Raw genomic sequence first — 25,805 nt, 5'->3', positions numbered from 1 at the left:
TGGTAGAGTTCATCCACTCAATGTTAGGAAAGGTCTCGCTGCAAAAGCTCCTGTAACTAATTCTACTGTCTTCCCAAATTCTCAGCCTAAAAACTATGCACAAGTTGTTATGTCGGAAACATTGGCCGAGCCAATACAGGCACTACTGGATAAACGTAAACATACGCTTATCTGCACTATAGTTGAAGTATCTTTCCTCCTCAGGAAGCCTCTGAAGACACGGGTGTCAACTGCAATTCCTCGGCATGGGGCTGTAAGGTTTGGATGATGAAGTCAATGTGGGCAGCTAGGTCTACTTCCAGTAATTGAGCTCCTAAACGCACTTCCCCGCGGTCAACGGAGGCGGCAAAGCTGGCTTGCTTCAGTTTCTTCAGAACCGATTTGGCTTCCAAGCCAGACAGTCGCTGCGGACGCACCTGGGCGCAGGCCACCACAAAGCCAGTGATCTCATCGCAGCCCAGCAAGGCTTTGTCGAGGAGGCTGTGGTGGGGAACGCCCCAGTGGCTGTAGTGGCCGGAGATGGCGTGGGCCATTTCCTCTTCACCGCGTTCGCGCAGCAGGGCAACGACCACCTGGGGGTGACGGTCTGGGTAGGCCTCGTAGTCCGCGTCATGGAGAAGGCCGGTATTGCCCCAGAGCTCAGGGTCCTGGTTCATTTTCTGGGCGTAGGCGCGCAGGACCAGCTCCACCGTGCGGGCGTGGCGTAAAAGGCTTTCGCTTTTGGTATATTGGTGTAAGATCTGGGAGGCTTCTTCTCTGGTCATGGGAACGGATTTTAAACCAGTAAGATAGCCGGCACGCACCAGACGCACAAGCCATAGAAGGGGCCAGCCCCGGTTTTCGGGTCCTTTTCAGGAAAACAGCCTGTAAGTAACTACAAGAGTTAAGATAAAAGGCGAAGGTTGTCGGGGTGAATGAGTTGGCTGGCCTCGTACCGGCCCTCGCGCGGACCGTTTTCCAATTTAAGTACCCCGCGTGGACAAACGGTGGCGCACATGCCGCAGCCTACGCAAGCCGCTCTGATGATGGGCTGTCCTTGCTGCGCGTAGTGGCGCACGTCAATGCCCATTTCACAGTAGGTAGAGCAGTTGCCGCAGGAGATGCACTGGCCGCCGTTGGTGGTAATCCGGAAGCGCGAGAAGTGCTTCTGCAACAATCCCAGGTAAGCCGCCATGGGGCACCCAAAGCGGCACCAAACCCTGGACCCCAGCAAGGGGTAAAAGCCCACGCCAATGACCCCGGCAAAAATAGACCCAATCAAAAAGCCGTACCACTGCGCGTACACCCCAGAAAACTGGCCCAGCAGATCGCCTTTCAGGTAGCTGTTAATCCACAACAAAAGGGTCAGCAAGATAATGGCCCCGAAGATGGGGTAGATGAGGTTGACTTCCAGCCGCCAGGCTTTGCGGGAACGGTCGGCGAGGTGGCGGTAGGGATCGCCGGCGGTTTCCGCCAGGCCGCCGCAGCCGCAGACCCAGCTGCAATACCAGCGCTTGCCGTAGAAATACGTGAGAATGGGCGTGGCAATAAGTGAGAAGGTGACGCTCCAGAACACTAGGAAAACGCCTATCCCCAAAGGTTGCTTCAAAAGGTCTGCCAGGGTGCCAGGAAACAGGTACTCGTACTTCAAAGGCCAGAAATAGCTGAAGTAGAACTCTGGTCCCTGGAACAGCACCATGAGATGGGGCAGAATGAAGGCGAACACCAACTGGAAGAACATCACCGAGAGCGTGCGCAGCACCTGGTAACGGCTGTGGCGGTATTTGAGCAGCGCGCGTACGCCCATCAGCAGCACCGCAAACGTATAGAAGGCCCCGTACAGAAACCAATGGTCGGCGGGGCGGTTCCGCATGAGGTGGCTCAGGCCGTCAAATGGCCTGATCAGCCCCTCCAAGACCCAGGGAAACCAGTACAGAAGCACGTAGAAGCCCGTGAGCAGGAGCGCCACCAGCCAGGCCGTCCACCCGCGGGAGGTCTGTTTCTGGAGCCATACCCCCGTATTGACCAGGTGCGGCCGCTGGCCGAAGCGCAGGTAGTAGTACCACAGGCTGCCGCCGGTAAGTAAGGCCAGGCCCGAACCTAAAGCGGACAGACCTGCCGTGGGCATGGCCAGAGGAAGTAGCCCCACCAAAAGACCCACCACTACCAGCAGCAAAGCCAGGCGCTCCGTAAGCGGAAGGGTAGGGTCTTCAGAGTGGCCTAAGGCAAAGGAATAATCTTTCACAAACTGGTGACGTTAAGGGTGACCAATGGCGTAAAAAAGTTTAGGACAACAGAAGAGCAGGAATGCCATCTGCCCCAGGGCTGGTATTCTCACCCACCATGGGGCAGACGTCTGCGGTTCATGTGCGCGCTGCTGAAAATATCCGGTAGGCAGAGCGTCTTTGATAGAACAGATTCAGGCTAGAAACAGGGCCAGACACTGACGGGGCGGGCAATTCCTTTCTTCTTCCCATGAGCCGCATGTTTTAGGTGTTACCTTCCAGTGGTTGAGGCTTTTTCTCGCTTAATGATGATGGTGGTGGTGGTGGTGATCATCTTCCTCAGGGTTGTGGCGCAGGTTCTGGATAGAGCCAAAGACAAACAAAACACCCCAGCAAACATACAAGTAATTGAAAGAGTCTACTTCCTTGCCCCACAGGTGCAACAACAGGTGCGCCAGCGCAGACATGACAATTCCAGTAATGGCCACGAACTGGAAGGAGTTCATTGCCTTGGGGTTATAGATTTTATACCATTCCATAAGCGGTGTTTTTGGCCCGGCTCCCTGGGTCAAGAAAGAGCGTGGTGTTGAAGATATTGATTGTATACGGATAAAAGCTCTTTTAGCGGCAACCGGTGAAACTCGGCGTCAAAGGCAGCCTGCCCTAACTGAGGCAGGACCTCCTGGAGGGTAGCCTCTTCCTTGATCCATTTTTCGCAGACGGCCTGCCGAAAACGGGTATTGAGCAGGTTGAAACCCGTGACTGCTTGGTCATGGCGCCGGAAGTAAAGACGGATGCTCTGATGTTTAGATGGGTGTTGCCAGAACAGAGACGCAATGCCGGCCGGATGCCGGGCGGGTACCTGCCCGTAACTTTGGTACTCCACCTCAAAGAATTTGGCTGAGTTAAACCAGATGCCCCGGGCATACTTCGTTCGCTTGCCGCTCAGGGTCATGCCTACGGTTTCGCCCTGCATGCGGCCGGTGTACCAGAGCTGTTCCACGGCAGGTTGGCCGGGAGATGGGTCTCGGAACTGGGCACAGTCGCCGGCGGCATAGATGTAAGGAAGGTCGGTTTCCAGGTAGTCGTTCACCAGAATGCCCAGCTTGGTTTCCAGGCCTGCTTCCTGGGCCAAGGCTACCCGGGGCCTAACTCCAATGGCCATGCCTACAAACTGGCAGGGCACCTCCTCGCCCCTGGAGGTGAGAACGGCGCGCACGTGGCCCTGGTCATCTGCCAGAACCTCGGTCATTTCGGTTTCCAGGAGCAGGGTTACCCCTTGTTCCTGTAAGTGACGGGCAATAATAGAGGCTTCCTCGGGCGGCAGGTTGTTCCCCCAGTAATGGGCGTCGCGCACCAGCATGGTGACGTTTATGCCGCGGGTGCGCAGCATTTCGGCCATCTCCACACCAATAAGGCCGCCACCGGCAACAACCGCCTCTTGAATGCCTTTGGTGTTCTCTTCCATCAGGCCCAGGTCTTGCCAACTGTACAGGCCTTGCACCCCTTTCGCCTCCAGGCCGGGTAGGTAAAAGCGGTGGTAAGTAGAGCCGGTGGCCAGCAAGAGCTGGTCATAAAGCAGGGTGGTGCCGTTGTCCAGGGAAAGGTGTTTGTCTTCGGGGGTGATGCCCACTACCTCGGCCTGCAGCAGGTTCAACTTGTTTTCATGCCAGAACCAGTTCTCATACAGATCCAGGTGCTGCGGCAGCAACTGGCCCATGTACACGTACATGAGGGCGGTGCGGGCAATAGGGTAAGGAGTCTCAGAGGAGATGATGGTGATGTGCTCCTGCGGGGATTGCCGCCGCAGCGTGATCGCCGCCGTGATGCCGGTAATGCCGTTGCCAATAATCACTGTGTGCGACATACCACAAAGGTAACAGTTTTAACCAGCACCCACAGGGGCCGGGTTGGTTTCAGGGGCCGGTTTAAGGCCTGTTTTTAAAAAATAAGCCCAAAAAGGGTGGGCAGCCGCAGGAGTGCCTTACCACCTGGAAGCAAGGTGCCTCCTTTCCCGGAGAAAGGTGGTGGTACTTTCTTTTTCTAACGTGTTTTTGAAAAAGTAGGGTAAAATCAGGCAGCACCTGTCAGTAGAGCTGACCAAAAGCCAACCTGGTAGGTAACAGACTGAATATAAGCTAGTAAAGTAAAGGGTATTCCTGGTCAGAGGCCCCTATATACAGAAAGAGGGCTTCTTTGCGGAAGCCCTCTTTCTGTATATAGGGGAAATATACCTTAGTCTTTTTTCTTGTTACGCGGAGAAACCTGTTGCACCAAGGACAAGAAATTAGCCTCTGGCTTAGTCTTGAATTCAGCGTAGGCCTCTACCTGGCGGTTGTTCAGGATCTTGAAGAGTTTGTTTTCGAAGTCTCTGTCAATCTCTTCCAGCGAAGCCTCCAGGGTTGGGGCGTCGTTCTGGAATTGTCTTGTCGCCTCAGCGGCTTTCAAAAGGCGTTCCTGATTCAGGTTACGCACCTGAATGTACTCCACCTCGTTCAACCCCATTTCCTGCACCATCAGGCGGCTGATAGAAATAGTGGCCTTTTCAACCGATGGGTTGGCAGGTGCCACCTGGGCGGAAGCAGTGAAAGCCAAAGCGAAAAATAAGCTAACAGAAAGAGTAAAGTTTTTCATGGGTTTAGATTTTTTGAGTAAGAGGCAAAGGGAGGATGGGTGGTGTTTCTTAGGATTGTCTAATATGCTGTTTGGGGAGTTTAACGGAAACCTAAGGAGTAGGTTTCGTGAAAAGAACCTATTTGTAGTAAAATTGCAGCTGGTTTAAACCGGCAGGCTGAAAACGTGATTTGGGGAGGTTCTTGCAGTGGTTGGGGAAAGGGAATAGATATAGACTATATTCTATGTTTAGTGCTGTTTCCGTTTCTGGTTTCTTTTGGAAGAAGTACAGGCAAAACACCACCAAAGTCGGGGAGAGGAAGCGCACGGGAGGCCCTGTAAACAAACTTGCAGTGGCGCCCCTTAAGGTTTTCAGGAGGTGACTTGTTCCACCAAATAAGAGTGAAAACAGGAAGCCCCTTTTACGCCTTCTTTTTGAAAAAAGAGGCGTAAAAGGGGCTTCCTGTTGAATTGGACCAGCCTAGGTTACCAGAGCCACTCCGGGCAAAGCATCCGCTTCTTGTTGGCCAGTTTGATACCTACAATCAGTTCATGGCTGCCAGAGCTGGCGCTGTTGAGGCCCGAGGTGGTCAGGTCATAGGAATACCCGAAGTCCAGCACGTGGTTCACGTTCATGCCGGTCATAGCTGCCACCGCGTCGCCGTGCCGGTATGACATTCCCAGCCAAAGCCGGTTCGCATATACGGCCTTGAAATTCACGTCCACGGCCAAGGGGCTGGGGCTGGCCAGTTTGAGCATCACAGAGGGGTCAATGGAAAGGTCATACCGGACTCTGATGCGGTAGCCTCCTGTCAGGAAGAAGTGCGGCTGTAGTTTCTGCTCCGGGGCGAACGTACCTTCTTTCTGCGCTACCACGTTGGTCAGCAGCTGGGAGGCCGAGGCGCCCACGTAGAAATTCTGGGCGTAGATCCAGGTGCCCAGGCCCAGGTCAAAGTTGGTTCTGGCCATCACCCCTGGGTAAACGGCCATGTCTCCCTTGTTGGCCAGCCTGATCTCGTGCCCGTTTAAGCGTGATTGTATAATTCCACCTGCTAAACCCACTGACATGTTGATGCGACGGGTGATGGGGTGGTGGTAGGCGTAGGTGAGGCTCGCATTGGTGGTGCTCAGCGGACCCGTTTTGTCTACCTGTGCCATGGCCCCAAACCCGTGGTGCGGGCGGGCCTTGCGGTACTTGGTAGAACGCGGGTTCTTGGACGGAAGCTTCGGGATAAACCCGCGGCCGGCGCCGGGACCAACCGGCCCATTGCCCTCACTCATACCAAAAGAACTGTGGCCGCTGATGTAGTAAGAGACCGGGGCGCCGTCTACGCCCACCCACTGGCGGCGCGTCCCCATGCGCACATCGGTGTAGCTTTCAATGCCAGACAGGGCCGGGTTCAACAGAAAGTTATTGAACAGGTACTGGCTGTACTGCGCCTTCTGCTGCGCCATGGCCGGTGACAGGAGCACCAGGAAAAATAAAAGAGTGGCAAGCTTTTTCATACAGGCTTACTTGATAAGGGTTACGTTTCCGGTGATTGGTGTCTCTTTCTCACCCAAGCGGATGATGTAATAATAAGTGGCGGCCGGAAGCGGTTGCCCGTTCATGCGCCCATCCCAGGGGGTTTGGTACCCTTTTGATTCAAACACCCGGTTGCCCCAGCGGTTGAATATCTCTACCTGGCAATTAGGGTAACTCTTTAGGTGAAGTACTTCCCAGGTTTCATTGATGCCGTCCCCGTTGGGGGTGAAGCCGTTGGGTACCTCAATAGGATTGAGCACCGTGATGGTCACCTGGTCTGAGGAAGTACAGCCGTCTTGGGTAGTCACCGTCACGGTGTAGATAGTGGTCTCTGTGGGTTTCGCCACCGGATTTGCTATCTGGGCATTGTTAAGCCCTCTGCTGGGTGACCAGCTGTAAGAGAGGCCTCCGGTAGCTTCCAACTCCGCGAAGTTCCCCAGCACAATGCTCTGGTCTGGTCCTGCCTTGGCGGTAGGGGCCGGAATATGCACGGTCACCGGTACCCGTACGCTGGCGCAGTTCTGGTTCACAGACCGCACATAGAAGGTGGTGGTTTCCTTTAATATAGGCGTAGTGAAAGACAAGCCGGAGCCCAGCAATCTGCCGCCTTCGGGCTGATCAAACCATTCAATCACGTTGGCAGTGGCGTTCGGCACGGCCGTGAGGGTGGCGGTAAAGCCCGCGCAGATAGAGGCGTCCCGCACGGTAGGCGGCTGTGGTGCCGTCACGGTCACCAGGATCACGTTGCTCACGCTCTCCGCGCAGCTGCCAGAGACCACTTTCCTTCTGAACCAGGTAGTCCGTTGCAAGGCACCCGGGGCGTAAGTCGCTTCGGTGCTGGAGCCGAAGGCGGTACCATAGCCAGTAGTAGGGCCGCTGGTGCTGCTTTCCCACACGTAGGAATAGGTGCCGTTTCCGCCGGCGGGCTCCGTACCCGTTAACCGGGCTGGGGCAGAACCAATGCAGACCGTCTGATCCGTGGAGATGGTATTCCTGGTCACGGTGGTGAACACGGTCACCTTCACCGGATTAGAAATAGACGTGATAGAGCCAGAGCTTACTTTTCTCCGGAACCAGGTGGTTTGGGTCAGCGGCTGCGGGGCGTAATTCTTGTTGTTGGCGGTGCCAGCGGCCGTCACGAAACCTGTCTCAGGCCCCACGGTGCTCATTTCCCAGAAGAAACTGAAGTGGCCGTCTCCCCCAATCGGGTCCGTACCCGACAAGGTCAGCGGAGCGGTGCCCGTGCAGATGTTCTGGTCTTCAAAGATGGCGTTCTGCGAAATGTCGCCGTTCACAGTCACTTTGGCTACGTTACTGATTACCTGGCAGCCCCCAGATTCTACTACTCTACGGAACCAGGTGGTTTGGCTTAAGGCGCCAGACGCGTACGTTCTGCCCGTAGCACCTGAAATGGCGGTGAAGGTGACGCCGTCCTGGCTGCTCTCCCACTGGTAGCGGTAGGTCTTGGTACCACCGGTAGGGGTGGTGCCGGTGAAGGCGGCTGGTTTGGTGTTGATGAAGATAACCTGGTTGTCCTGGATGAAGTTGTTGATGATGGACTCGCTCACCGTGACTTTCACCGGGGCACTAGGCTTCGGCACGCAGGTACCCGACTTGGCAATCCGGCGGAACCAGGTGGTCTGGTGCATGATGCCCGGTGCGTAGGTTTCTTCTGTGTTCACGCCCGGCGCGGGGTAGAACGAGATGCCGTCGGTGCTGCTCTCCCACTGGAAGGTATAGGCGCCTGTTCCTCCCGTTGGCTGTGAGCCGGTGATAGGGGCGGTGTTGGTGCCGGCGCAGATTTCCTGGGCACCCGAGAGCACGTTGTTGCCAATGGGGTCCTGTACCGTAACCAATACCGCTGACCGGGGACCGGCGCAACCGCCCACCGTGGCTTGCACATAGTAGGTGGTGGTTTGGGTAAGGGAAACCGTGGTGTAAGAAGGGCCTCTGAACAGAACAGTGCCACCGGTAGCCACCGAGAACCATTCATAAGTAATGTCAGTACCCGGGTTTTTCACCTGTAGCACCGCTTTCTCTGAGTGACACACGGTTGGGGCAAACGCCTCCGGGGCTGCCGGCATCTTCGTGACGCTCACTTTCACTTCCACCCTTTGGGGAGAAAGACAGCCGTTGGAAGTAGTGGCTTGGGCAAAATAAGAGGTGTTGCTACGTAAAACCGGGGTGGTGAAGGAGTTTCCTTCGGCCAGTAGGGTGCCCCCCACCGGTGCATCAAACCATTGGATTTTCTGGCCGGCAGAGGCTGGAGTAGCGGTAAGGGTGGCGGTAGAAGCCTCACACGTGACCACATCGCGGGCAATGGGCAGGGCAGGCAGCGGAAGCACCGTGATCTTCACCAATGAACTGGTGATCTGGCAAGAGCCGGAATACGTGATCCGGCGGAACCAGCTGGTGCTTTCCAGGATGCCAGGGGTGTAGGTCACGCCCGTGTTGTCTCCAGGTGCATCTGAGAAACCTGCCGGAGAACTGGTGGCGCTTCTTTCCCATTTATAGGTAAACGTGCCGTTTCCGCCGGTAGCGGCCGGGGCCACAATCACCGGGGCGGTAGATCCGTCGCACACCACCATGTCGGTTGGCATGGTCACAGGTACCAGGCTAGGCGTCACTACCACTTTCACCACATTGGAGTATTCCTCGCAGGCACCCATGGTCACCCTTCTGCGGAACCAGGTATCCTTGGTTAAGGGGGCAGAAACGTAGTTCTGGTTCGTCTTGGTGCCCGGGGCTGGAGTGAAATCTACCCCATTCTGGCTGATTTCCCAGGCAAAAACGGCTACGTCATTGCCTCCGGATGGGCGGGTGCCCACCAAGGTGGCAGGGGCGCTGCCGGAGCAGACTTCCTGGACGCTTTCAATGGTGTTGTTCGTGATGACCGGCTGAACCGTTACTTTCACTTCGGTGCGTACCTCAGAGCAATTGTCGGGGGCTTTGCTCTCTACAAAGTAAGATGTGCTGGCGAACAGGACCGGGGTGACAAAGCGCTCGCCGGTGAAGATAGGGGAGCCGCCTTCGGGACTGGTATACCAGGCGTAGGGTCCGCCAGGAGCCGTGGCGGTAAGCGTTGCGGTGCCGCCGCTACAGATGGTGGCATTGGCTACGGTGGGCGGGAAGGAAATGGTGATGATGGATACTAACACGGCCGGCGACGTCTGGGTACAGCCGTCAATCACCACCTTGCGGCGGAACCAGGTATTGGCCGTTAAGTCCGCGGTCTGGTGCCCCTGGCGGTTGTTGATGCCAGCGGCAGGGGTGAATCCGTCGGTAGCGCTGGTGGTGCTGCTTTCCCACAGGAACACCGGGGCGCCGCCATTTCCACCAGCCGGAACAGAGCCGGTTAAAGTGGTAGATGTGCCGTAGCAGATAAGGGCCGCCGGGGCAGCAACGGTGTTGTTGGTCACAACCGGCACAATGGTAATCTGTACGGGCTCTGAAGTGCTGGCGCAACTGCCGGAAGTTACCGTGCGTCTGAACCAGGTGGTACGGGCTAACACGCCGGGGGCGTACGTGGCGGCAGTACTGGTTCCGGCGGCTTTGGTGAAGGTGGTGCCGTCGGTGCTGCTTTCCCAGAGATACGTGAAAGCACCGTTTCCGCCGGTCAGGGTTTCCCCAGAAAGGGTAGCGGCGGGTTCACCCGCACAAAGTGTTTGGGCCGGACTGATGGTGTTACCCACCAAAGCTGGCTGCACTGTCACTCTCACGGCTTTACGGGTGGCAGAAAAACAGCCTTCCGGAGAAAGGGTAGCCACGTAATAGGTGGTGGTCTCTGTTAAAGCGGGGGTGGTAAAGGTAGGGCCGGTGGCCAGGGTGTCTCCTTCCGTAGCCTGGGCATACCAATACACTTTGCCCGCTGTAGTGGTAGCCTTGAGTGTGGCGTTGCTGCCAGCGCAGGTAATCACGTCAGGAGCCGCGGGAAGGGCTGGTAGCGGATTGACCGTCACCTTGACCGGCGTGCGGACCGGGTTGGGGCAACTGTTATTAAGCGCCGTCTCAATATAATAAGTGGTGGTAGCGGTCAAGGCCGGGGTGGTGAAACTTTTACCCGTGGCCAAAGGCGTAGTAGCGGTGGCCGAAGCATACCATCTGAAGATGGGCGCAGTTCCCTGGGCTTCCAGGGTGGCGGTAGTTCCGGCGCAGATGGTAGCCGGTAAAGCAGTGGCCGGGGCAGGAAGGTCCTGCACCACAATGGTGTTGCTGATAGAGTCTCCTAAACAGGTAGAGCTGGTGCCCGAAGGCGTCACCGCCAAAGTGATCTTGTATTCACCTGGACGTGAGAACCGAATAGACGGGCTGATAGAAGACGCATTGGTGGAATTGGTAAACTCCCATCCGGTGCTGGGAGAAACGGTCCATAAGCGGCGGTAGCCACTGGTATTCCCGCCAATGTTGTTTCCGTTGAAGCCTCCCTTGGTCTGGTCGTTCAGCTTCACTACCTGGCCCGGGCAAATGAGCCCTTCAGGGTCCACGCTGAAGGCGGGCACGGGCTTGGTGGAAATAATGATCCCGCTTACCTCGGCCTGCTTAGGGATACAGCCGTAGGCGACCGCAAACATAGAAAAACCCCTTGGTTTTTTCTCTGAAGAAGTTGTGAAGGCGTGGGTAATGGTAGAGGGAAGGTTGGCCTGGGTGAACCGCAAGGTATCGGTGCCGTCATCAAACCAGATGGCATACGTGGTGTTGGGGGCGTTGCCCTCGGTACCGGTAATGCCAAAGGTAAAAGCCGCCGGGGCGCATTCTGAGGTGTTGTTAGGGCTTTGGATCCCTATACCGGGGGTACTGCCGTTGAATACAGAATACGTCTGGCTGCTGGTGCAACCAGACTGGCTGGTGATGGTGTACTTCAGGTTGAAGCTACCCTGCGTGCGGTACGTGTGCGAAGCGGTGGAGAAAGAAGCGGGGTAGGTATCAGAGGTGCCATCTCCCCACTCAATGGTGTACTCTTTGTTGGTGGAGGCGGTGGAGGAGGCATTGTTGACCACCAGGGTGTAACTCACTGATCCGCCAACGGAAGAACATCTGGTGAAGTTCTCCTCGTTGGCATCTGTCAGGGCAGCATGCGGTTTGTCTGGACAAGTCTGCGCATAGGAGACAAAGCTCAGCAGGAACAGAAAGCCCAGTGAATGGAAAAACTTTTGTAAAGGCGCCATAGTGCCAAAAAAGAAGGTAATTGGTTACAGGAAGAATTGAGGAAAGGCAACTAGAAAGCACTGACAGTCTCTGCCAGGCGTCTGGTGCGGTCGCATTGGGTTACCCTACCCAGGGCGTGGTTTGGCCTATGGTGCCAGGCGTGTAGCGGCCTCTGTACCAGTAAGTTTTGTCCTGAAAACCTTGAAATAAGAAAGAAATGCGCACTAGGCTACTGGAGGAGTAATTTTTGGCCATATCGTCTTCAGTTTATTTTTTGTATTTACTTGTTATTCTGTCAGTATCCATAGACAGTGATGGGAACCAATGCCTCAAGAAAAATGATGTTCTAAAGCTGGTTTTCAGGGCGGCAACAATTGTTTTAGAATCTTTAGTTCAATTCAATAGAGATAATTCTATTATTATCTCTAAAATATGATTATAAATATTTATAGGTGTAATATGACCCGGATTATACATATTAGTTTATATATATTATTCCTTTTATATTGCGTAATAATTGGAAGGTGCTACCGCTAGGTGCCTAAAAAGGAGGTAGTTATCAATAGGATAAACCTGGGAAAGAGCGTTGGTCGGGAGAAAGCAAAGCTTTAACCGGTAAAACCCCTGACTCACCGAATTCTAGGGGCAGGTTAAAAAATAGCTGGTACCTTTGAATCAGTTAAAGCAACAAAGACAGTTTGTAGCTGATAAAACAGAAAGACATAAAGGGGCGGCGGAACACTTCTGCTTGCAGAAGCGTCAAAAGTTCTGGTGCTTATTGGGGGATATGCTACAGATGCTGATGACATCTTGGGCCGCCTGCCCCTTCTTTTTATAACCTCTTCTTCCTTTTGGGAGAAGAGGTTTTTTGTTTTCCTCCCCAGGCAGATCCAGAACAAATGGGTCTCTCTAGCGTCTGAAATGCATAAAAGGAGAATGGCCCCGGAAGGCCCTTGGCCCGAATGCTCAGCTTGCCCTGGAGCCGGCTGCCAGGGTACGGCCTCTTTTTCGTATCTTTGGAATAATTAAAATCCAGCAGAGACTACATGAAGCAGAATATCACGGAAAATGAGCGCGAGGTCATCAAACTCATCTCCTTTTTCAAGAAGCGGGGAGAGCGTTTGGCCGCCGAAGGCACCCTGACGCAGGAGCACCAGGAGTTGAATGCTGCCTGTGAGCGCCTCACCGAGAAAATCTACAGCCACGCTGATTTCAGGCAGCAGGTGCTGGAGAAGCACAACACCCTGAAAGGGATCATAGAAGACCATGCCCAGTGCCCGTCCTGCGGCAAGGTAGACCAGCTCAAGAAAACCACCGTGGCCACCAATGAGCTGGGCTGGAAATCTAACCGGTACAAATGCCGCCGCTGCAACATTGAGTTCACCTGGAACCGGCCCAACAACCCCTGGGACATGATCCCCTTCCTGGAGCTTTGCCTGCAGGAGCTGGACACCAATATTGCCTCCCTGGAAACGGAGGAGGAACTCCGGGCCCGAGCCCAGGAAGCGCGTGACCACATGGCCGTGAGCCTGGAACAGCTAAGAGCCGCCATCACCTCGGCAGACACCGAGAAACTTCAGATGGAGGAGCAGGACAAAGAGATGGCCCGCATGCTGCATGAGTTCAAGAAATACCTCATGATTGAGAAAATTAAAATGGAGCCTTTCAGCGAGAACTAGGCCCCGCCGTTTAAAATGCCCGAAGCCCGTTTGGGGGCCGTTTTTTGGAACAGCCCCCAAACGGGCTTCTTTACTATTTAGTAACATACAATTTCTCTAATATACGTACATAGGTAAAAGGGACTACAAGGGTCCCCTTCCATAATTAGAGATCAACGTTATGCCCATTGAGAACGACAACATCACCAACGCTGATGAAAGCAGACGCCTGCCAGACGAGAACCCCACGCCTATGAAGGGGGCGAAGAAAGACTATCCTGAAGGAAAGCCCGATCTGGGCGGAAGTCCGCTGGAGGCCATAGAGGCCGACCACCTAGACAGTGAGCCCGAAGGCCGCCTGGCCGAAGGCAACGTAGCCGCCGAAGACGAGGAAGACACTACCCGCCTGGACGGCAGCAACGCGAACAACCTCCGCACCAAATAGAGGTCTGAAGAAGGCCTGAGACGGGAGGCGTTGCGGTTTTGGGGTGTTTTTGCAGAAACACCCCAAAACCGCAACGCCTCCCTTGTCGTTAAGATAAGCTGTTTTTTGTTTCACGTAACGTCTACGACTATGGATAGAAATCAGAGATCAAAAGACTATGGGCAGAACCGTTCCGCCAACCGGCACCAGCAGGACGAGGACCAGTACCGCGGTTCCTACCGCCTGGACAACGACCGGGGCCGGGAGTATGAAAGGCTGGACCACCAGAACTTCAACGACCGTGACAGCAGCCGCGACTACCGCAGCGGAAACTACCAGGGCTCCCATGAAGACCGGCGCCGCGAGCGCGACCACGAGTTGCCCCGCGACTACGGCAGAGACCCTCACCGCCGCGGAGAGCGCTTTGACAACCTGGGGGCCCATGAAGACAATAATGGTCTTGAGCACTCTGCCCGCAACTTTGGCAACATGGGCAGCTACGGTGGGGCTCAAGGCTGGGGATCTTCCCGCAACGGCTCGCACCAAAACTCCTCCGGCGGAAACCAGTGGGCCAGCGGCCATGGCCGCGGAGAAGAGCAGCACGTGAACCGCCAGGTGTACGGCGCCTACCGCGACCACAACAGCTTCGCCCCGGGCGAACGCGAGCAATATGACGGCACAGGCCGCTACGGCACCCAAGGCGCCGACAACACTAGAGGGTGGGAGCCCTCTGGCCGGTCCGGCTCCAGAGACAGTGCCCGCACTAGTGCCAACCACAATGCGCGCCGTGATGATGACAGCCGCTATGAGATCTATGATGATGCCCAGTCGCACTACAACCGCGGAGAATATGAGCGGGGCCGTCAGCTAGGCCAGCTCAATAGTGGCCATGACCGCCGCACCCGCGCCGAGAACAGCTCCCAGTTTGGCTACAACCAGGCTCGCCGCGACCACTTTGACCAACAAGGCGAAGGAGCCCGCAGTGAGCGCTACGGCAATGGGGAGAACAACGGCAATATGGCCGGTTCTTTGAGCTGGGGCTATGACCGTGACTTCCGGGCCGAGGAAGGCCGGGAACGCCGCTACGACCCCATGAGCGGACACGTACGTTCCCAAGGATCGCAGCCAGGCAATCGGGAGGACTTTAACTGGTAAGCCGGCCGCTCTCTAATCTATAAACTAAAAGAGGAGCTACCTGCAAGGGTGGCTCCTCTTCTTGTTTAAGGCCTGTTTTCTGAAAAGGAGGTTAGGGGAGGAAGCCGGGCGGAAGGGTGTGGAGGTGGCTGTCCTGGAGGAGTGCTTGCTCAGGTAACCGGTATGCTCGGTTGTAGATGTGCGAACCTTTTGCCTTGGCAGGGGGAAAAGACAAGGGTACAGCAGGTCAGAAAAGAAGGGATTCTGGGAAAGGGCAACTAAAACAGGAGAATTCAGCATAATCCGGCCGAAGGCTGGGCGTTCTACCAGGAAGAGGCTACCTTTGTGGTTTTAAACGCAATCCTTCATGAAGAACCCTTTGCTACCGCTGCTTTCTTTGGTGCTGTTAGGTGCTGCCTGCGCGCCTTCGCCGGAAAAGAAGGTGGAATTGCTGCAGCAGGAGGTGATGGCACTCCATGATTCGGCCATGGCCAACATGGGAACCCTGTACTCCAACCGAAAACAACTCACCTACCTGAGAGACTCTGTGCAGGTGCAGGATACCCTGGCCCGGCAAAGCCTGACCACCGGCATCACCCACCTGGTGAAAGCCGACGAGGAGATGATGCAGTGGATGCGCGCCTACCGGGCCCCGGAGGGCAAACCCGCCCCTGAAGCACTCCAGTACCTGCAGCAGGAGAAAGAGAAGATCGCGCAGGTGCAGGAAAGTATTACCCAAAGTCTCAGGGCCGCAGATTCCTTGAACACCCTTTACAGCAACACGCCCAAATGAAACGTTCCTTTTTAGCCCTATGCCTGGGCATGGCTCTGGCCACAGCCTGTACCGCCCCCCCTGAAAGCAAGCAATTGCCCATTTTAGGCCCCCGAGAACCCAAGGTGACCGTGGTAGACGGTAAACCGCAGGTAGACACGGTGTACCATGCCATCCCAGATTTTGCCTTCGTGGATCAGGACAGTCAAAAGGTGACGCAAGAGACGGTGGCCGGAAAGATCTACGTAGCTGATTTCTTTTTCACCTCCTGTCCGTCTATCTGCCCTAAAATGAAAAGCCAGATGCTGCGGGTGTACGAGAAGTACAAAGACAACCCGCGGGTGACCCTGCTTTCGCACTCCATAGACCCCACCCATGACACCGTTGCCGTGCTTCGGGATTATGCCCAGCGGTTGGGCGTGAAGAGCGCTTCCTGGCACTTTTTGACCGGGGACCGCGATACCATCCTGGACATGGCGCAGAAGCACTACTTCACCACTGCCATGGTAGACAAGGCCATGCCCGGCGGCTTTGAGCACAGTGGCGCTTTCTTGCTGGTAGATGAGCAGCGCCGGCTGCGGGGGCATTATGACGGCACCAAGGCCGAGGATGTAGACAAACTGTTGCAGGACATGGATGTGCTCCTGGCCGAAACAAAGAAATAGCGTTATGTCTTTGCCAAAGAAAAGCCTTTGCGTGCTGCTGTGGGTGAGCCTCTCGTTTGCGGGCTGTTTTACAGAAAGAGGCGATGAAGGAGAATTGCTCTATGGCCGCCATTGCGCCAGTTGCCACCTGGAAAACGGGGAAGGCCTGCGGGGTGTGATCCCGCCGCTGGTGAACTCAGACTACTCAGAGAAGAACCGCGATTACCTGGCCTGCCTTATCCGGCAGGGAATACAGGGGCCCATCATGGTGAATGGCAAGCAGTACAACCAGCCCATGCCTGGCAACCCCCAGTTGTCAGAGGCAGACATCACCAATATCATCAACTACCTGCACAAGGAATTCAAATCGCCTAAGGAGCGGGTCTCTTTTGGCCAGGTCAGAGAGCAGGTCGCCAATTGTCCTTGACCATAGTAATACTTCCCCAAAAAGAAAGAGCAGCCGGTATACCGGCTGCTCTTTCTTTTTGGGGAATATCGGGTGGCAAGACCAGGAGGTTTTGCCAGTGCGTGGGGGATTAGCGGCTGGTGGTTCCGCCAGTAGTACCAGTGGTTCCGCCAGTGGTGCCGGTGGTGGTGCCGGTTGTTCCTGTGGTGGTACCAGTAGTGCCCATGGTGGTTCCGGTAGAGCCGGTGGTACCGGTAGTAGTACCAGTTGTGGTGCCGGTGCCACTGGTTGTTCCTGTGGTACCGGTGGTGCCAGTGGTACCTGTAGTGCCCATGGTGGTTCCGGTAGTGCCGGTGGTGGTGCCCATGGTGTCAGAACCGCTCATGTCTGTGGTGGTGCTGGTACCATCATCCATGTTGTTGCTGTCAACAGAGGTGTTGTCTGTGGTGGTACCATTGGCCTGGTCTTCTTTGTTGCCACTGCCGCCACAAGAAGTGAATGCCATCATGGCCGCAAGAGCGCAAGCTGCGCCAAAGTTTAATCCGGTAATTTTCATAGCTACGTGAAATGTTAAGGTGGATGGTTATCAGTATGAATCTTCCTACGAGATTGCAATTTATTTAGCTGGTGCTAAAAGGAATTAACCTATATTTTTTATAAAAATAGGTATTTACCCTTATAGGCCAACTGGTGAAAAGACGGAGTGGTCTGAAACTAAATTATGCTCCCAGGTAAGAAATCCACCAATGATGGGGTTCCTATAAAGAAGCGTTCTCTGGTCAGCTGGGATGCGATGGAAGGCTAAAAAATATAGCATTAGTTGGGATTTGTAAAAAGAAGCTAATAAATTTAGCCATGGAAAACATGGCGGCAGAAGAGGGCAAAGTACCCAGGCCCGGACAGGAAGGGGAGCTTACAAAGGGCAGAGGGGCACAGTACAACCCAACCAATCCCTACCTGAAAAAGGAGTACGTGGTAGAGCATCTGGAAGGCCTTGACGAACCATGGGAACAGAAGGCCGCCACCCAATTTTTCAGGGAGTACCCTAAATCCATTGTGAACGAGGTGAACTCCCCAGACCTGGGACTCATGTATTCCATGAACCCCTACCAGGGGTGTGAGCATGGGTGTGTCTACTGCTACGCCCGCAATACCCATGCCTACTGGGGGCTGGGCGCGGGGCTGGATTTTGAGCAGAAGGTGATAGTGAAAGAGAACGCCCCGGCCCTGCTTCGCACCCAGCTGGAGAGCCCCACCTGGGAGGTGCGTCCCATCATGCTGGCCGGCAACACCGACTGCTACCAACCCGTGGAAGCCAAAGAGAAGATCACCCGCCGCCTCCTGGAAGTGCTGCTCCAGTACCGGCATCCGGTGAGCATGATTACCAAAAATGCCCTGATCTTACGCGACCTGGATCTGCTTACTCAGTTGCACCAGCACCGGCTCCTGCACGTGAACATCTCTATCACCACCTTGCAAGAAGAGCTTCGGCAAAAGCTGGAGCCGCGTACCTCCACCGGGACCAAACGGCTGCAGGTGGTACGGCAGTTGGCCGAGGCCGGCATACCCGTCAATGTGATGGTGGCCCCGGTTATTGCCGGGTTGAACGACCATGAGATACCTGCTATCCTGGAGGCCTCGGCGGCGGCGGGTGCCCTGTCAGCGGCCTATACCATTGTGCGGTTGAACGGGGCTATTGGTGAGATCTTTGAAGACTGGGTGCAGAAGGCTTATCCTAATAAGGCCGCCAAAGTCCTGGACCAGATCAAGGCCTGCCACGGAGGCTCCCTCAACGACAGTACCTTTGGCAGAAGGATGTCAGGGGAGGGGAGATGGGCCGAAACCATCAAGGCGCTCTTCAAGATATCGCTGCACAAACATTTTAAAGGCCGCGCCATGCCCCCATATGACCTTACTGCCTTTACCCCTCGCGCAGGAAAACAGCTCACTATGTTTTAAGCTTGCTTTCTTAAGAAAGGCCCTGAAATCCAGCTTCAGCAAATTTAGATCTAATGGAAGGTAATTTAAGCGGTGCTTTAAGTGAATTAAGGGAAATCCCTGATTCATAAATGTTCATGTAGTGATGGTGACAGCTTGTCAGGTGCTTTGTTGTTGGATAGAAGGGCTGATCTTTGCCCAAAGAACCTGTTGGTTTAAAGTTAATACCGCAAAGGCCACGGTATAGGTCTTACTCCAGCTTAACTGGAAAGCTGCAGGCAAACGAAGTAGAGGATACTTTCCAATTATTGCGTCTTTTCTAACCCTAAAAAAGTGTCCGGGAACGTTCCACAGTTTATGCCTTTCTGTAGTTAGTGCTTTATAAAACAGAAAGCCTCAGGGAAGTAAATAGGCGTATCTCCAGCTGTGCTTTAGGTAGTAAGAAAGTAGCCGGGAAAAGACTTTAAAAGGAGAAGTTTCGTTTTACCAGTTGTACGGCAATGGGCCGGGGGTGGTTGTAAGAGGTATCCTCTTGTCCACCGCCGGGATCACTTCTTTCTCAGGATTACTTTTCTTTAAAGACAGGCTCTTCGTATCTTTAGGCATGGGGAACACCAACACCCTTACTCAAACAAGTACTGTGGCAGGGAAGAAAACCAGAAGAAGCTTCTTGTTTAAACTGATTGTGTTTATCAACATAGGAGCTGCTTTTCTGTTGGTGCTCTCCCACGTGGCTTCTTATGTCAGCCCCAGCTTTTTCTGGCTGGCCAGCCTGATGGCACTTGCCTACCCGGGGCTGTTGCTGGTGAACCTGCTCTTTATCCTGTACTGGCTCCTGGTGAAAAGCCGGGCCTTGTTCATCTCGCTCTTCGCGGTACTTGTGGGGTTTGATAACCTGCGTACCCAGATCCAGTTGAACCTCTTCAAAACGGAGCCCCCGGCTCATGCCCAGAAGCTGCGGGTACTCAGTTTCAACGCCCGCCTGTTTGACCTGTATGACTGGACGGGCAACCCCCGTACCCGCGATAAAATCTTTGAGATGGTGCAGGAAGAGGCACCAGACATTCTGTGTTTCCAGGAGTTCTACACCACCTCTAAAACCACCCGCCGCAATAACCTGGACACCCTGCTGCAGCTGCAAAAAGCAACGAACCACCACGTGGCCTACACAGAGACCTTGCGCGAAAGTGACCACTGGGGTATTGCCACCTTCAGCACCTATCCCGTGGTCAGGAAAGGCAGCATCCTCTTCAATGAGAAAACGAACAACCTCTGCATTTTCACGGATCTGAAGGTAGGGGAAGACACCATCAGGGTCTATAACGTACACTTCCAGTCTAACCGGTTCAAGCGCGAAGACTATGAGTTCCTGGGTAACCCCAACGCCAAGCCTTCCAATGATGAGAAGATCATCGCCTCCCGGAACATCATCAGGCGGTTGCAGGTGGGGGCCGTGAAGCGCGCGCACCAGGTGAAAGTAGTCGCGGACCACATCGCCAGTTCGCCCTACCCGGTGATCGTGTGCGGCGATTTCAATGACCCGCCGGCCTCCTACACGTATAATAAAATTAGCAAAGGCCTGCAAGATGCGTTCGTGGAAAGCGGGTGGGGCCTGGGCAACACCTTCAACGGTTTGTTCTCCGTTCTCCGGATAGATTACCTGCTCCATGACCCGCGCCTGGTAGGAACCGGCTACAAAACCATCAAGAAAAACCTCTCTGACCATTACGCCATCGTGAGCGATTTATGGCTGAAAAAGGAGGTTCCGGGCAAGGGGGAATAGTATATTACAGGGAAAGGGTGCCAGGGGCTGCTGAACAGGCTTTCTTGGTTTTCTCTTATCTGGTTTAGTACTCAAATTTACCCCAAGGCAACAGGGCAATCCTCAGGTAAGCCAAGGCTAGGACCAGAGACATCTCCCAAGTGGATTCCCTTTTTGCCAAAGCATGATCTGGTTCTTCCTGCCGTCGCACCGTCAATCCCTCCCGTCAAATACCTTCTTTCAAAAGGCTGTTAAAATGCAGAGAAGGTTCCCGTGCTGAGCAGGCATTCCTGAAAAACACTTCCTTCTTGCCTCCATTCACTCTCACTTTGCTCCATTTGAAGGATTGCCGGTTCTTCCTTTTGCCTTCCTTGAGGGGCTTTGTGGGGTCTTAAAGGGTAGAAAAAATGTAACAAACGGCTTTGCTCCTGAGCGCGTGTGAGGCGAAGGAGAGACAATACCTTATGCTTGCCATTAGAAACGAGAGCCTAGGAAGTGGGTTCAGGGGCTGCCAGTCCGGGCAGTCGTCTCTGAATGACTGGACTTTAAGAAAAGTGCTTGGTTCCCGGGTTACAGGGAGTGGCGCTGATTCTCGATCACGTTTTCCAGGGACCACTCCACCCGTCCCACAAAGTCATGCTGGCGTACCTTGCAATCTGATTTGGTGCAGAGGCGGCAACTGAGCGGGGGTAGGCAAGGGTCCAGGTGTACGAAGAGTTCTACCACGTCGCCCATCTCCTGGGTGATGATCTCCTGAAGCAGTTCTACTTCCCTGTGGGCCTCCTGCAGGTTGAAATACCAAGGCAGGGTAAGGTGGCTGTCAATGTGCAGCATGCTGCCGTACTTGATCACGCGCATGTTGTGCAGGTCTATCCAGTTCTCGCGGCGGCGCTGGTTCAGCACCGTGATGATGCGCTCCAGGAGGTGGTGGTCGGCCTCATCCATGACCCCGGAAATGGAGTTCCGGACAATGCCGTAGCCAGTATAGGTAATGAAAGAGCCAAAGATGATGGCTACCACCGAATCAAGCCATAGGATCTGGGTGAAGTAGATACAGCCCAGGCCAACCACCAGACCCAGGCTGGAATAGGCATCTGATAACAGGTGCTTGCCGTTGGCGATGATGGTGAGGGAGTGGTGGGTGGTGCCGCGCCGCACCAGGTAACGGCCTGCTATGAAGTTCACCACCCCAGTAACCAGGGTGAGCAAAATACCCACGTCCATTTTATAGATAGGCTGCGGATACAGCAGGTTGTAGACTGATTTGATGATGATGGCCACCCCCGCCAGGGTAATAAGGGAGCCTTCCAGACCAGAGGAGATAAACTCTATCTTGCCGTGCCCATACGGGTGGTCCTGGTCTTTGGGTTTAGCCGCCAGAAAAACGCTGTACAGGGCTACCCCACCCGTCACGAAATTGATGATGGATTCCAGCGCATCCGTCAGGATGGCATTGGAGTTGGTGAGGAAATAGGCGCCAAACTTGATGCTCAGCAAGACCAGGGCCAGCACCAGCATCAGGCCCATGATACGAATAGACGATACCGCCGAAGTGGTGGTGGGCATAGAAAGCAGATTAAAGGAACTTCTGCCTATCAAACGAGAAGAGAGGCAAAAGGGGGCAAAAGTACTGCTTTTTTAACCCGCTACAATACCAGGCAAGAAGAGACTTGCCCGGCTAGAGCCGAGGACAGAAGGGAAGGAGGACGCTTAGTTTGGCCAGGACCTGGAAAAGAGTCCCTATTCAAACAGCAATGACAGCAACCAAGATACAAAAGTGGCCAGCAGGCCTAAAAAGAAGAACAGGAAACCAAGAATAGGGTGCATAATGGCGTGCTTTAGTTAAGTAAAGATAAAAATTAAAAATTAATGCAACAAATACCTTAGATCATTCATATACTAGCTATTGTAGGTGCCATGGCAATCCCATAATTTCGTTGTTGCTACATAAATGTTCCTTAAGGTTAGACGGTACTTGTATGAATACCCCAGTTAAAAAGATGGTGGCAGGTAAGCCAATTGAAAAGTTGTTGAAAAACAGCTCGTTGCTTCCTGTAGACAAGGGCACCATCAATGATTCGCTCACCCGGTTGCAAGACCTGCGGCTGCAGTACATGCAGGCCCCCACAGCCGGAAAGAGCGTCTTCAAGTTGCCCCCGCTGAAGAAATAACCATTGTTGAAACTTCCCCTCTCTTGATCTCCCTGCCCACACCCCTTGGAAGGTCAGATTTCTTTTAGTGCTCTCTCACGTTTTCCACCTTTCACTCAATTGCTCTCCTTGAGAGAGGAGTGACAAGGATACTATAAAAAAGGCCTCCTTTACGGGCTGTTTTTGTAAAAACAGCCCGTAAAGGAGGCCTTATCATTCTCTTGGAAAGGGTATAGCTATTCTATCAATCCTTCTTTGAGGGCATACTTGATTAAGGTGGCAGTGTTGCGGGCCTTGGTCTTTTCTATCAAGTGCTGCCTATGAGACTCTATGGTACGCTTGCTGGCAAATAGTTTGTCAGCAATCTCTGCGTTGGTATAGCCCTCCGCGATAAGTTTGAGGACCTCCATCTCGCGTTTAGACAATTCTGGGTTATTCTTAGAGGCAGCACCGGTGGTGGCCGCTTCTGGGTTGTTGGCTTTGTTGAGCAGGTTAAGGGCTACCTCAGAAGAGATAAAGGAATTGTCATTGGCCACAGTTTTGATGGCATGCACCAGCTCATCTCTGCCTGCTGTTTTCAGTACGTAGCCCATGGCCCCGGAGGTACGCACCTTGTGTACGTAACTTTCCTGATCCAGCATGGTTAACACCAGCACCTTGATGTCGGGGTACTTTTGCTTGAGGTGCTGCAGCGTTTCAAAACCATCCATCACGGGCATGTTAAGGTCTAGCATGATCACGTCTGGCGTAACGGTCTCAAGGAGTTCCAGAAGTTGCTGCCCGTTTTCGGCTTCTCCTATGATCTGAACGGTTCTTTCTGATTTAAGTAAAGACTTCAACCCATCTCTGATCAGAGTATGATCATCTACTAGAATTACTTTTATCATCACTTGACTTGTTAATTGACTCGGGAGTTAAAGAAGTTAAGAATTTCTAATTAAATCTAATTTTTGCGGGAGATCCTGGAATAGAGGCGTAAGATTGAGTATTTGTACGGAGATGGCTCAATTTGGTCTTAACCCCCATTGATTATTGTTGTTAAAGCCGAAAACCTAGTATTTGTACGTATTTGTCAAAAAGAGTAAAAAAGACCTTTCTTCAGGGCCTGTTCTTGCCTACATTAGAGTTATAAACGGGTGGTAATGGTTGAGCCTCAAGAGTATAGGCGTATATAAACCAATGGAAATCTCTACGCAGCTAACGAATGTAGGTTTACTGGTGTACCTGAGAGGGGCCTTAGAAGACCTGACCGAAGCGACCGCACAGGCTCAGTTCAGGTCTGTGTTGCGGTTAGACAGGAAATACCTGCTGGTGGATTTCTCGGGAGTAACCTCCGTTACGCCCGCGGGCTTGCGTAGCCTGCTCCCGTATGTGCAGCTGGTGCAACAGCAAAAGAAAGAACTTATCTTATTTAACCTGGAGGCTCCTATCCAAGGACTCATCAACTCTTCTGGTTTTGATTCTCTGGTGAAAGTGGTGGATTCTTTAGAAACTGCTATTAAGTATGTGAACCAGCAGAATTTAACAAAAAGATAACCTGGCTTTTACCTGCTTTTTTTAGAGAATTTTCCTAAATTATATAAAAAAAGCAATGACTATAACCGTAAAAGAGGAATCACAGGCCTACATTCTGCACCTTTGCGGCGAGCTGGATGCCTCTACCTGCCTTGATGTTGACCGGGAAATTGAATTGGCCCTCCAAAAGCCCATTGAACAGCTCTGGATAGACTGTGAGGAGCTTTCTTATATCTCCTCAGCGGGGCTTGGGGTGATGATCTCACACATGGGCACCCTGCAGGAAAGGAACATCAGCCTGGTTTTCTATGGCATGAGTGACCACGTGCGTGATGTGTTTGAATTGCTGGGCCTGCACATGGTCATGACTATTGTGCCCTCTAAAAAAGAAGCTTCCCTACAGGAAAAATAAGTCTTTGGTGGTGTCAAAGGCTAAAGCCTTGCCGTAGCATCCTTCTAGTATCCCATCTTATTGTTATATTTTTAAGCCCGCCCAAATCTCATCTGCTCCTTTTAGCTATTTATATCATTATTTTGAGTAAAATACGTTAAAACAGAATATTTATTGCCTTTTATAAAGATGGCCTTGTGGATGGGGAGCAAGGTGCTAGGATATTGCGCGTTCCTGCGGGGGCGATTTTTCCTCTGTTTTCTTAGGTAGAAGAACGGTGACCACGGTACCCTCTTCTGAGGTGGAAGACACATGCATGGTCCCCTGCAAGAGTTGTATCCGGTCCTGTAGGGTAAAGAGCCCCACCTCGTTGCCGCTGGTTCTGAGGCCCAGCGCGGCATCTGATCCATTGTATTCTACCCGTACCATTACCTGAGGGCCTTTGTCTATGACCTGAACCAATACTTCGGTGACCCAGGGCTGCTGCCTGGTATTGCCCAAGAGTTCCTGCACAATGATGAACAGGGAGGTTTCCAGGGGAGTATCTTGGACCGGCCCAAAACCAATGACCACACTTTGTACGCAGAAATGTTCAGTAGACCAGCGTTGGGCCAGGTCTAGTAAAGCGGTTTTTAAGCCCTGATTTTGCAAGGTGGTGGGCATTAGGTCGTGGGCCAACAGGTCCGTTTCCTTGATTGCGTCTTCCAGTAAACCGTTAATACGGTGGAGTGGGGAAGCCTTGGAGGGTGGCCTGGTCTGGTCTTTCAGCATAAGGTCTGCCAGATGGCGTTTAGCCGCGTGCAGAAGATGCCCCAGGCTGTGGGGCAAGGCCTTGGAAACCAGTGAGTGCTTTTCTTCCTGCTCAGGGTACAGTTCAGGAGCGAGCTCTTTCTGCTCGTCAGGCATAGGCCAAGCATAGGCCTTCTGGCGCATCCGCCGGCGCGTGATGTCATGTAAAATGAACAGGCCTCCCACTACCTCAGAAGCGGCGGTGGAAACCGGCTCCAGATGGATCTCATAGGAGCGGTCTGCCGGCAGGCCCGGCAATCCATAGGTAGTGATGCCGTGGCCTTGCAACACCCGCGCCAGGTGGTGTTGCAGATACCGTCTCTTCTCCTCCGGGAAAAGGGAGAGCACTGATTTTCCCAGCATGGTTTCCTTGGTCTTGGACATGATGCGCCCCATGGCCGTGTTCCAGGCCGTTACCTGAAACTGTGTGTCAAAGGCTACCATTCCGTCTGCGCTGTTCTCCAGCAGGTTCAAAGAGCATTCCAGGTCCGTCCTCCACATAGCATCCATCTTTTTACGTCTTCTGGCCTCTTTACCAAAAGAAGTGCCAGTTTGCTCCCAAAGCCCCTGATAATGAGAGACTACCTTAAATAAATGCGGGAACTACGGAGCAGAGAGAAGGTTGACAGGATTTTTACCTGTTATTATGAAAATAGACGCAAAACAGACCTTGGTACCCGGAATTGCTCTGCAACAGGTGCCAGGAGGCAATTCAGCTGAATCAGACGTCTTTTA

At 53.6% G+C, this 25,805-nt stretch carries 22 protein-coding genes; 11 read left to right on the top strand and 11 right to left on the bottom strand.

Annotated features, from left to right (window positions below):
- Positions 1-200 precede the first annotated feature (200 nt).
- The 7 genes from FOE74_RS20305 to FOE74_RS20275 all read right to left on the bottom strand — a co-directional run bounded on the left by FOE74_RS20305 (position 201) and on the right by FOE74_RS20275 (position 11,507).
- Positions 201-764: an HD domain-containing protein gene (locus FOE74_RS20305; protein WP_149100468.1), complete on the bottom strand. Its 564-nt coding sequence runs from the start codon at positions 762-764 to the stop codon at positions 201-203.
- A gap of 119 nt (positions 765-883) precedes the next feature.
- A complete protein-coding gene (locus FOE74_RS20300; protein ID WP_225840908.1) occupies positions 884-2,224 on the bottom strand; it encodes a 4Fe-4S binding protein in 1,341 nt (446 codons plus the stop codon).
- A gap of 282 nt (positions 2,225-2,506) precedes the next feature.
- Positions 2,507-2,743, bottom strand: a complete 237-nt coding sequence (locus tag FOE74_RS20295; protein ID WP_149100467.1) for a hypothetical protein — start codon at positions 2,741-2,743, stop codon at positions 2,507-2,509.
- Between the two features lie 29 nt (positions 2,744-2,772).
- Complete coding sequence (locus tag FOE74_RS20290; protein ID WP_149100466.1) at positions 2,773-4,071, bottom strand: NAD(P)/FAD-dependent oxidoreductase; 1,299 nt, start codon at positions 4,069-4,071, stop codon at positions 2,773-2,775.
- Between the two features lie 368 nt (positions 4,072-4,439).
- On the bottom strand, positions 4,440-4,838 hold the full coding sequence (locus tag FOE74_RS20285) for a S46 family peptidase (protein ID WP_149100465.1): 399 nt from the start codon (positions 4,836-4,838) through the stop codon (positions 4,440-4,442).
- A gap of 465 nt (positions 4,839-5,303) precedes the next feature.
- Positions 5,304-6,323 (bottom strand): PorP/SprF family type IX secretion system membrane protein, encoded by a 1,020-nt coding sequence (locus FOE74_RS20280; protein WP_149100464.1) that lies wholly within the window; start codon positions 6,321-6,323, stop codon positions 5,304-5,306.
- A 6-nt stretch (positions 6,324-6,329) separates the two neighbouring features.
- Positions 6,330-11,507, bottom strand: a complete 5,178-nt coding sequence (locus tag FOE74_RS20275) for a gliding motility-associated C-terminal domain-containing protein (RefSeq protein ID WP_149100463.1) — start codon at positions 11,505-11,507, stop codon at positions 6,330-6,332.
- Between the two features lie 1,026 nt (positions 11,508-12,533).
- On the opposite strand from FOE74_RS20275, the gene FOE74_RS20270 reads away from it, so the two are divergent.
- From FOE74_RS20270 to FOE74_RS20245, 6 genes are all read left to right on the top strand, one after another.
- The gene (locus FOE74_RS20270) at positions 12,534-13,166 is read left to right on the top strand and encodes a hypothetical protein (RefSeq protein WP_149100462.1); all 633 of its coding nucleotides are present in this window, start codon (positions 12,534-12,536) and stop codon (positions 13,164-13,166) included.
- A gap of 160 nt (positions 13,167-13,326) precedes the next feature.
- Positions 13,327-13,590 (top strand): hypothetical protein, encoded by a 264-nt coding sequence (locus FOE74_RS20265; protein ID WP_149100461.1) that lies wholly within the window; start codon positions 13,327-13,329, stop codon positions 13,588-13,590.
- Positions 13,591-13,719: 129 nt separating this feature from the next.
- On the top strand, positions 13,720-14,724 hold the full coding sequence (locus FOE74_RS20260) for a hypothetical protein (RefSeq protein ID WP_149100460.1): 1,005 nt from the start codon (positions 13,720-13,722) through the stop codon (positions 14,722-14,724).
- Positions 14,725-15,070: 346 nt separating this feature from the next.
- Positions 15,071-15,496 (top strand): hypothetical protein, encoded by a 426-nt coding sequence (locus FOE74_RS20255; protein ID WP_149100459.1) that lies wholly within the window; start codon positions 15,071-15,073, stop codon positions 15,494-15,496.
- The gene (locus FOE74_RS20250) at positions 15,493-16,140 is read left to right on the top strand and encodes an SCO family protein (protein WP_149100458.1); all 648 of its coding nucleotides are present in this window, start codon (positions 15,493-15,495) and stop codon (positions 16,138-16,140) included. Before FOE74_RS20255 ends, FOE74_RS20250 begins: the two co-directional genes overlap by 4 nt.
- Before the next feature lie 4 nt (positions 16,141-16,144).
- A complete protein-coding gene (locus tag FOE74_RS20245; RefSeq protein ID WP_188687069.1) occupies positions 16,145-16,546 on the top strand; it encodes a c-type cytochrome in 402 nt (133 codons plus the stop codon).
- A gap of 109 nt (positions 16,547-16,655) precedes the next feature.
- Here FOE74_RS20245 and FOE74_RS20240 read toward each other — a convergent pair whose 3' ends face one another.
- Entirely contained in the window at positions 16,656-17,033 is a 378-nt protein-coding gene (locus FOE74_RS20240; protein WP_188687066.1) for a hypothetical protein, read from the bottom strand.
- A 356-nt stretch (positions 17,034-17,389) separates the two neighbouring features.
- On the opposite strand from FOE74_RS20240, the gene FOE74_RS20235 reads away from it, so the two are divergent.
- Together FOE74_RS20235 and FOE74_RS20230 are read left to right on the top strand one after the other, a co-directional pair.
- Positions 17,390-18,484, top strand: a complete 1,095-nt coding sequence (locus FOE74_RS20235) for a PA0069 family radical SAM protein (RefSeq protein ID WP_149100455.1) — start codon at positions 17,390-17,392, stop codon at positions 18,482-18,484.
- Between the two features lie 649 nt (positions 18,485-19,133).
- Positions 19,134-20,246 (top strand): endonuclease/exonuclease/phosphatase family protein, encoded by a 1,113-nt coding sequence (locus FOE74_RS20230; RefSeq protein WP_192576642.1) that lies wholly within the window; start codon positions 19,134-19,136, stop codon positions 20,244-20,246.
- Between the two features lie 549 nt (positions 20,247-20,795).
- Here the strand turns inward: FOE74_RS20230 and FOE74_RS20225 are convergent.
- Positions 20,796-21,791, bottom strand: a complete 996-nt coding sequence (locus FOE74_RS20225) for a cation diffusion facilitator family transporter (protein WP_188687060.1) — start codon at positions 21,789-21,791, stop codon at positions 20,796-20,798.
- 413 nt (positions 21,792-22,204) lie between these two features.
- Here FOE74_RS20225 and FOE74_RS20220 point away from each other — a divergent pair, with 413 nt between their 5' ends.
- Entirely contained in the window at positions 22,205-22,396 is a 192-nt protein-coding gene (locus FOE74_RS20220) for a hypothetical protein (RefSeq protein WP_149100453.1), read from the top strand.
- 215 nt (positions 22,397-22,611) lie between these two features.
- Here FOE74_RS20220 and FOE74_RS20215 read toward each other — a convergent pair whose 3' ends face one another.
- Complete coding sequence (locus tag FOE74_RS20215) at positions 22,612-23,262, bottom strand: response regulator (protein WP_149100452.1); 651 nt, start codon at positions 23,260-23,262, stop codon at positions 22,612-22,614.
- 292 nt (positions 23,263-23,554) lie between these two features.
- On the opposite strand from FOE74_RS20215, the gene FOE74_RS20210 reads away from it, so the two are divergent.
- Positions 23,555-23,911, top strand: a complete 357-nt coding sequence (locus FOE74_RS20210; protein ID WP_149100451.1) for an STAS domain-containing protein — start codon at positions 23,555-23,557, stop codon at positions 23,909-23,911.
- A gap of 55 nt (positions 23,912-23,966) precedes the next feature.
- Positions 23,967-24,302 carry an STAS domain-containing protein gene (locus tag FOE74_RS20205; RefSeq protein WP_149100450.1) on the top strand — a complete coding sequence of 112 codons (336 nt, stop codon included), beginning with the start codon at positions 23,967-23,969 and terminating at the stop codon, positions 24,300-24,302.
- Between the two features lie 195 nt (positions 24,303-24,497).
- Here the strand turns inward: FOE74_RS20205 and FOE74_RS20200 are convergent, their stop codons facing one another.
- Positions 24,498-25,571 (bottom strand): sensor histidine kinase, encoded by a 1,074-nt coding sequence (locus tag FOE74_RS20200; protein WP_188687057.1) that lies wholly within the window; start codon positions 25,569-25,571, stop codon positions 24,498-24,500.
- Positions 25,572-25,805: the final 234 nt, after the last annotated feature.

The sequence above is a fragment of the Rufibacter glacialis genome (assembly GCF_008271745.1).
GTDB lineage: Bacteria > Bacteroidota > Bacteroidia > Cytophagales > Hymenobacteraceae > Nibribacter > Nibribacter glacialis.
The sequence above is the reverse complement of the archived record's forward strand: the minus strand, read 5'-3'. Positions and strand labels throughout refer to the sequence as shown.

Coding starts and splice junctions, on each gene's coding strand:
- FOE74_RS20250 (WP_149100458.1), top strand. CDS start 15,493: ATGAAACGTTCCTTTTTAGCCCTATGCCTGGGCATGGCTCTGGCCACA.
- FOE74_RS20225 (WP_188687060.1), bottom strand. CDS start 21,791: ATGCCCACCACCACTTCGGCGGTATCGTCTATTCGTATCATGGGCCTG.
- FOE74_RS20305 (WP_149100468.1), bottom strand. CDS start 764: ATGACCAGAGAAGAAGCCTCCCAGATCTTACACCAATATACCAAAAGC.
- FOE74_RS20280 (WP_149100464.1), bottom strand. CDS start 6,323: ATGAAAAAGCTTGCCACTCTTTTATTTTTCCTGGTGCTCCTGTCACCG.
- FOE74_RS20255 (WP_149100459.1), top strand. CDS start 15,071: ATGAAGAACCCTTTGCTACCGCTGCTTTCTTTGGTGCTGTTAGGTGCT.
- FOE74_RS20245 (WP_188687069.1), top strand. CDS start 16,145: ATGTCTTTGCCAAAGAAAAGCCTTTGCGTGCTGCTGTGGGTGAGCCTC.
- FOE74_RS20270 (WP_149100462.1), top strand. CDS start 12,534: ATGAAGCAGAATATCACGGAAAATGAGCGCGAGGTCATCAAACTCATC.
- FOE74_RS20235 (WP_149100455.1), top strand. CDS start 17,390: ATGGCGGCAGAAGAGGGCAAAGTACCCAGGCCCGGACAGGAAGGGGAG.
- FOE74_RS20215 (WP_149100452.1), bottom strand. CDS start 23,262: ATGATAAAAGTAATTCTAGTAGATGATCATACTCTGATCAGAGATGGG.
- FOE74_RS20295 (WP_149100467.1), bottom strand. CDS start 2,743: ATGGAATGGTATAAAATCTATAACCCCAAGGCAATGAACTCCTTCCAG.
- FOE74_RS20210 (WP_149100451.1), top strand. CDS start 23,555: ATGGAAATCTCTACGCAGCTAACGAATGTAGGTTTACTGGTGTACCTG.
- FOE74_RS20240 (WP_188687066.1), bottom strand. CDS start 17,033: ATGATGGCATTCACTTCTTGTGGCGGCAGTGGCAACAAAGAAGACCAG.
- FOE74_RS20285 (WP_149100465.1), bottom strand. CDS start 4,838: ATGAAAAACTTTACTCTTTCTGTTAGCTTATTTTTCGCTTTGGCTTTC.
- FOE74_RS20290 (WP_149100466.1), bottom strand. CDS start 4,071: ATGTCGCACACAGTGATTATTGGCAACGGCATTACCGGCATCACGGCG.
- FOE74_RS20200 (WP_188687057.1), bottom strand. CDS start 25,571: ATGTGGAGGACGGACCTGGAATGCTCTTTGAACCTGCTGGAGAACAGC.
- FOE74_RS20275 (WP_149100463.1), bottom strand. CDS start 11,507: ATGGCGCCTTTACAAAAGTTTTTCCATTCACTGGGCTTTCTGTTCCTG.
- FOE74_RS20260 (WP_149100460.1), top strand. CDS start 13,720: ATGGATAGAAATCAGAGATCAAAAGACTATGGGCAGAACCGTTCCGCC.
- FOE74_RS20220 (WP_149100453.1), top strand. CDS start 22,205: ATGAATACCCCAGTTAAAAAGATGGTGGCAGGTAAGCCAATTGAAAAG.
- FOE74_RS20265 (WP_149100461.1), top strand. CDS start 13,327: ATGCCCATTGAGAACGACAACATCACCAACGCTGATGAAAGCAGACGC.
- FOE74_RS20205 (WP_149100450.1), top strand. CDS start 23,967: ATGACTATAACCGTAAAAGAGGAATCACAGGCCTACATTCTGCACCTT.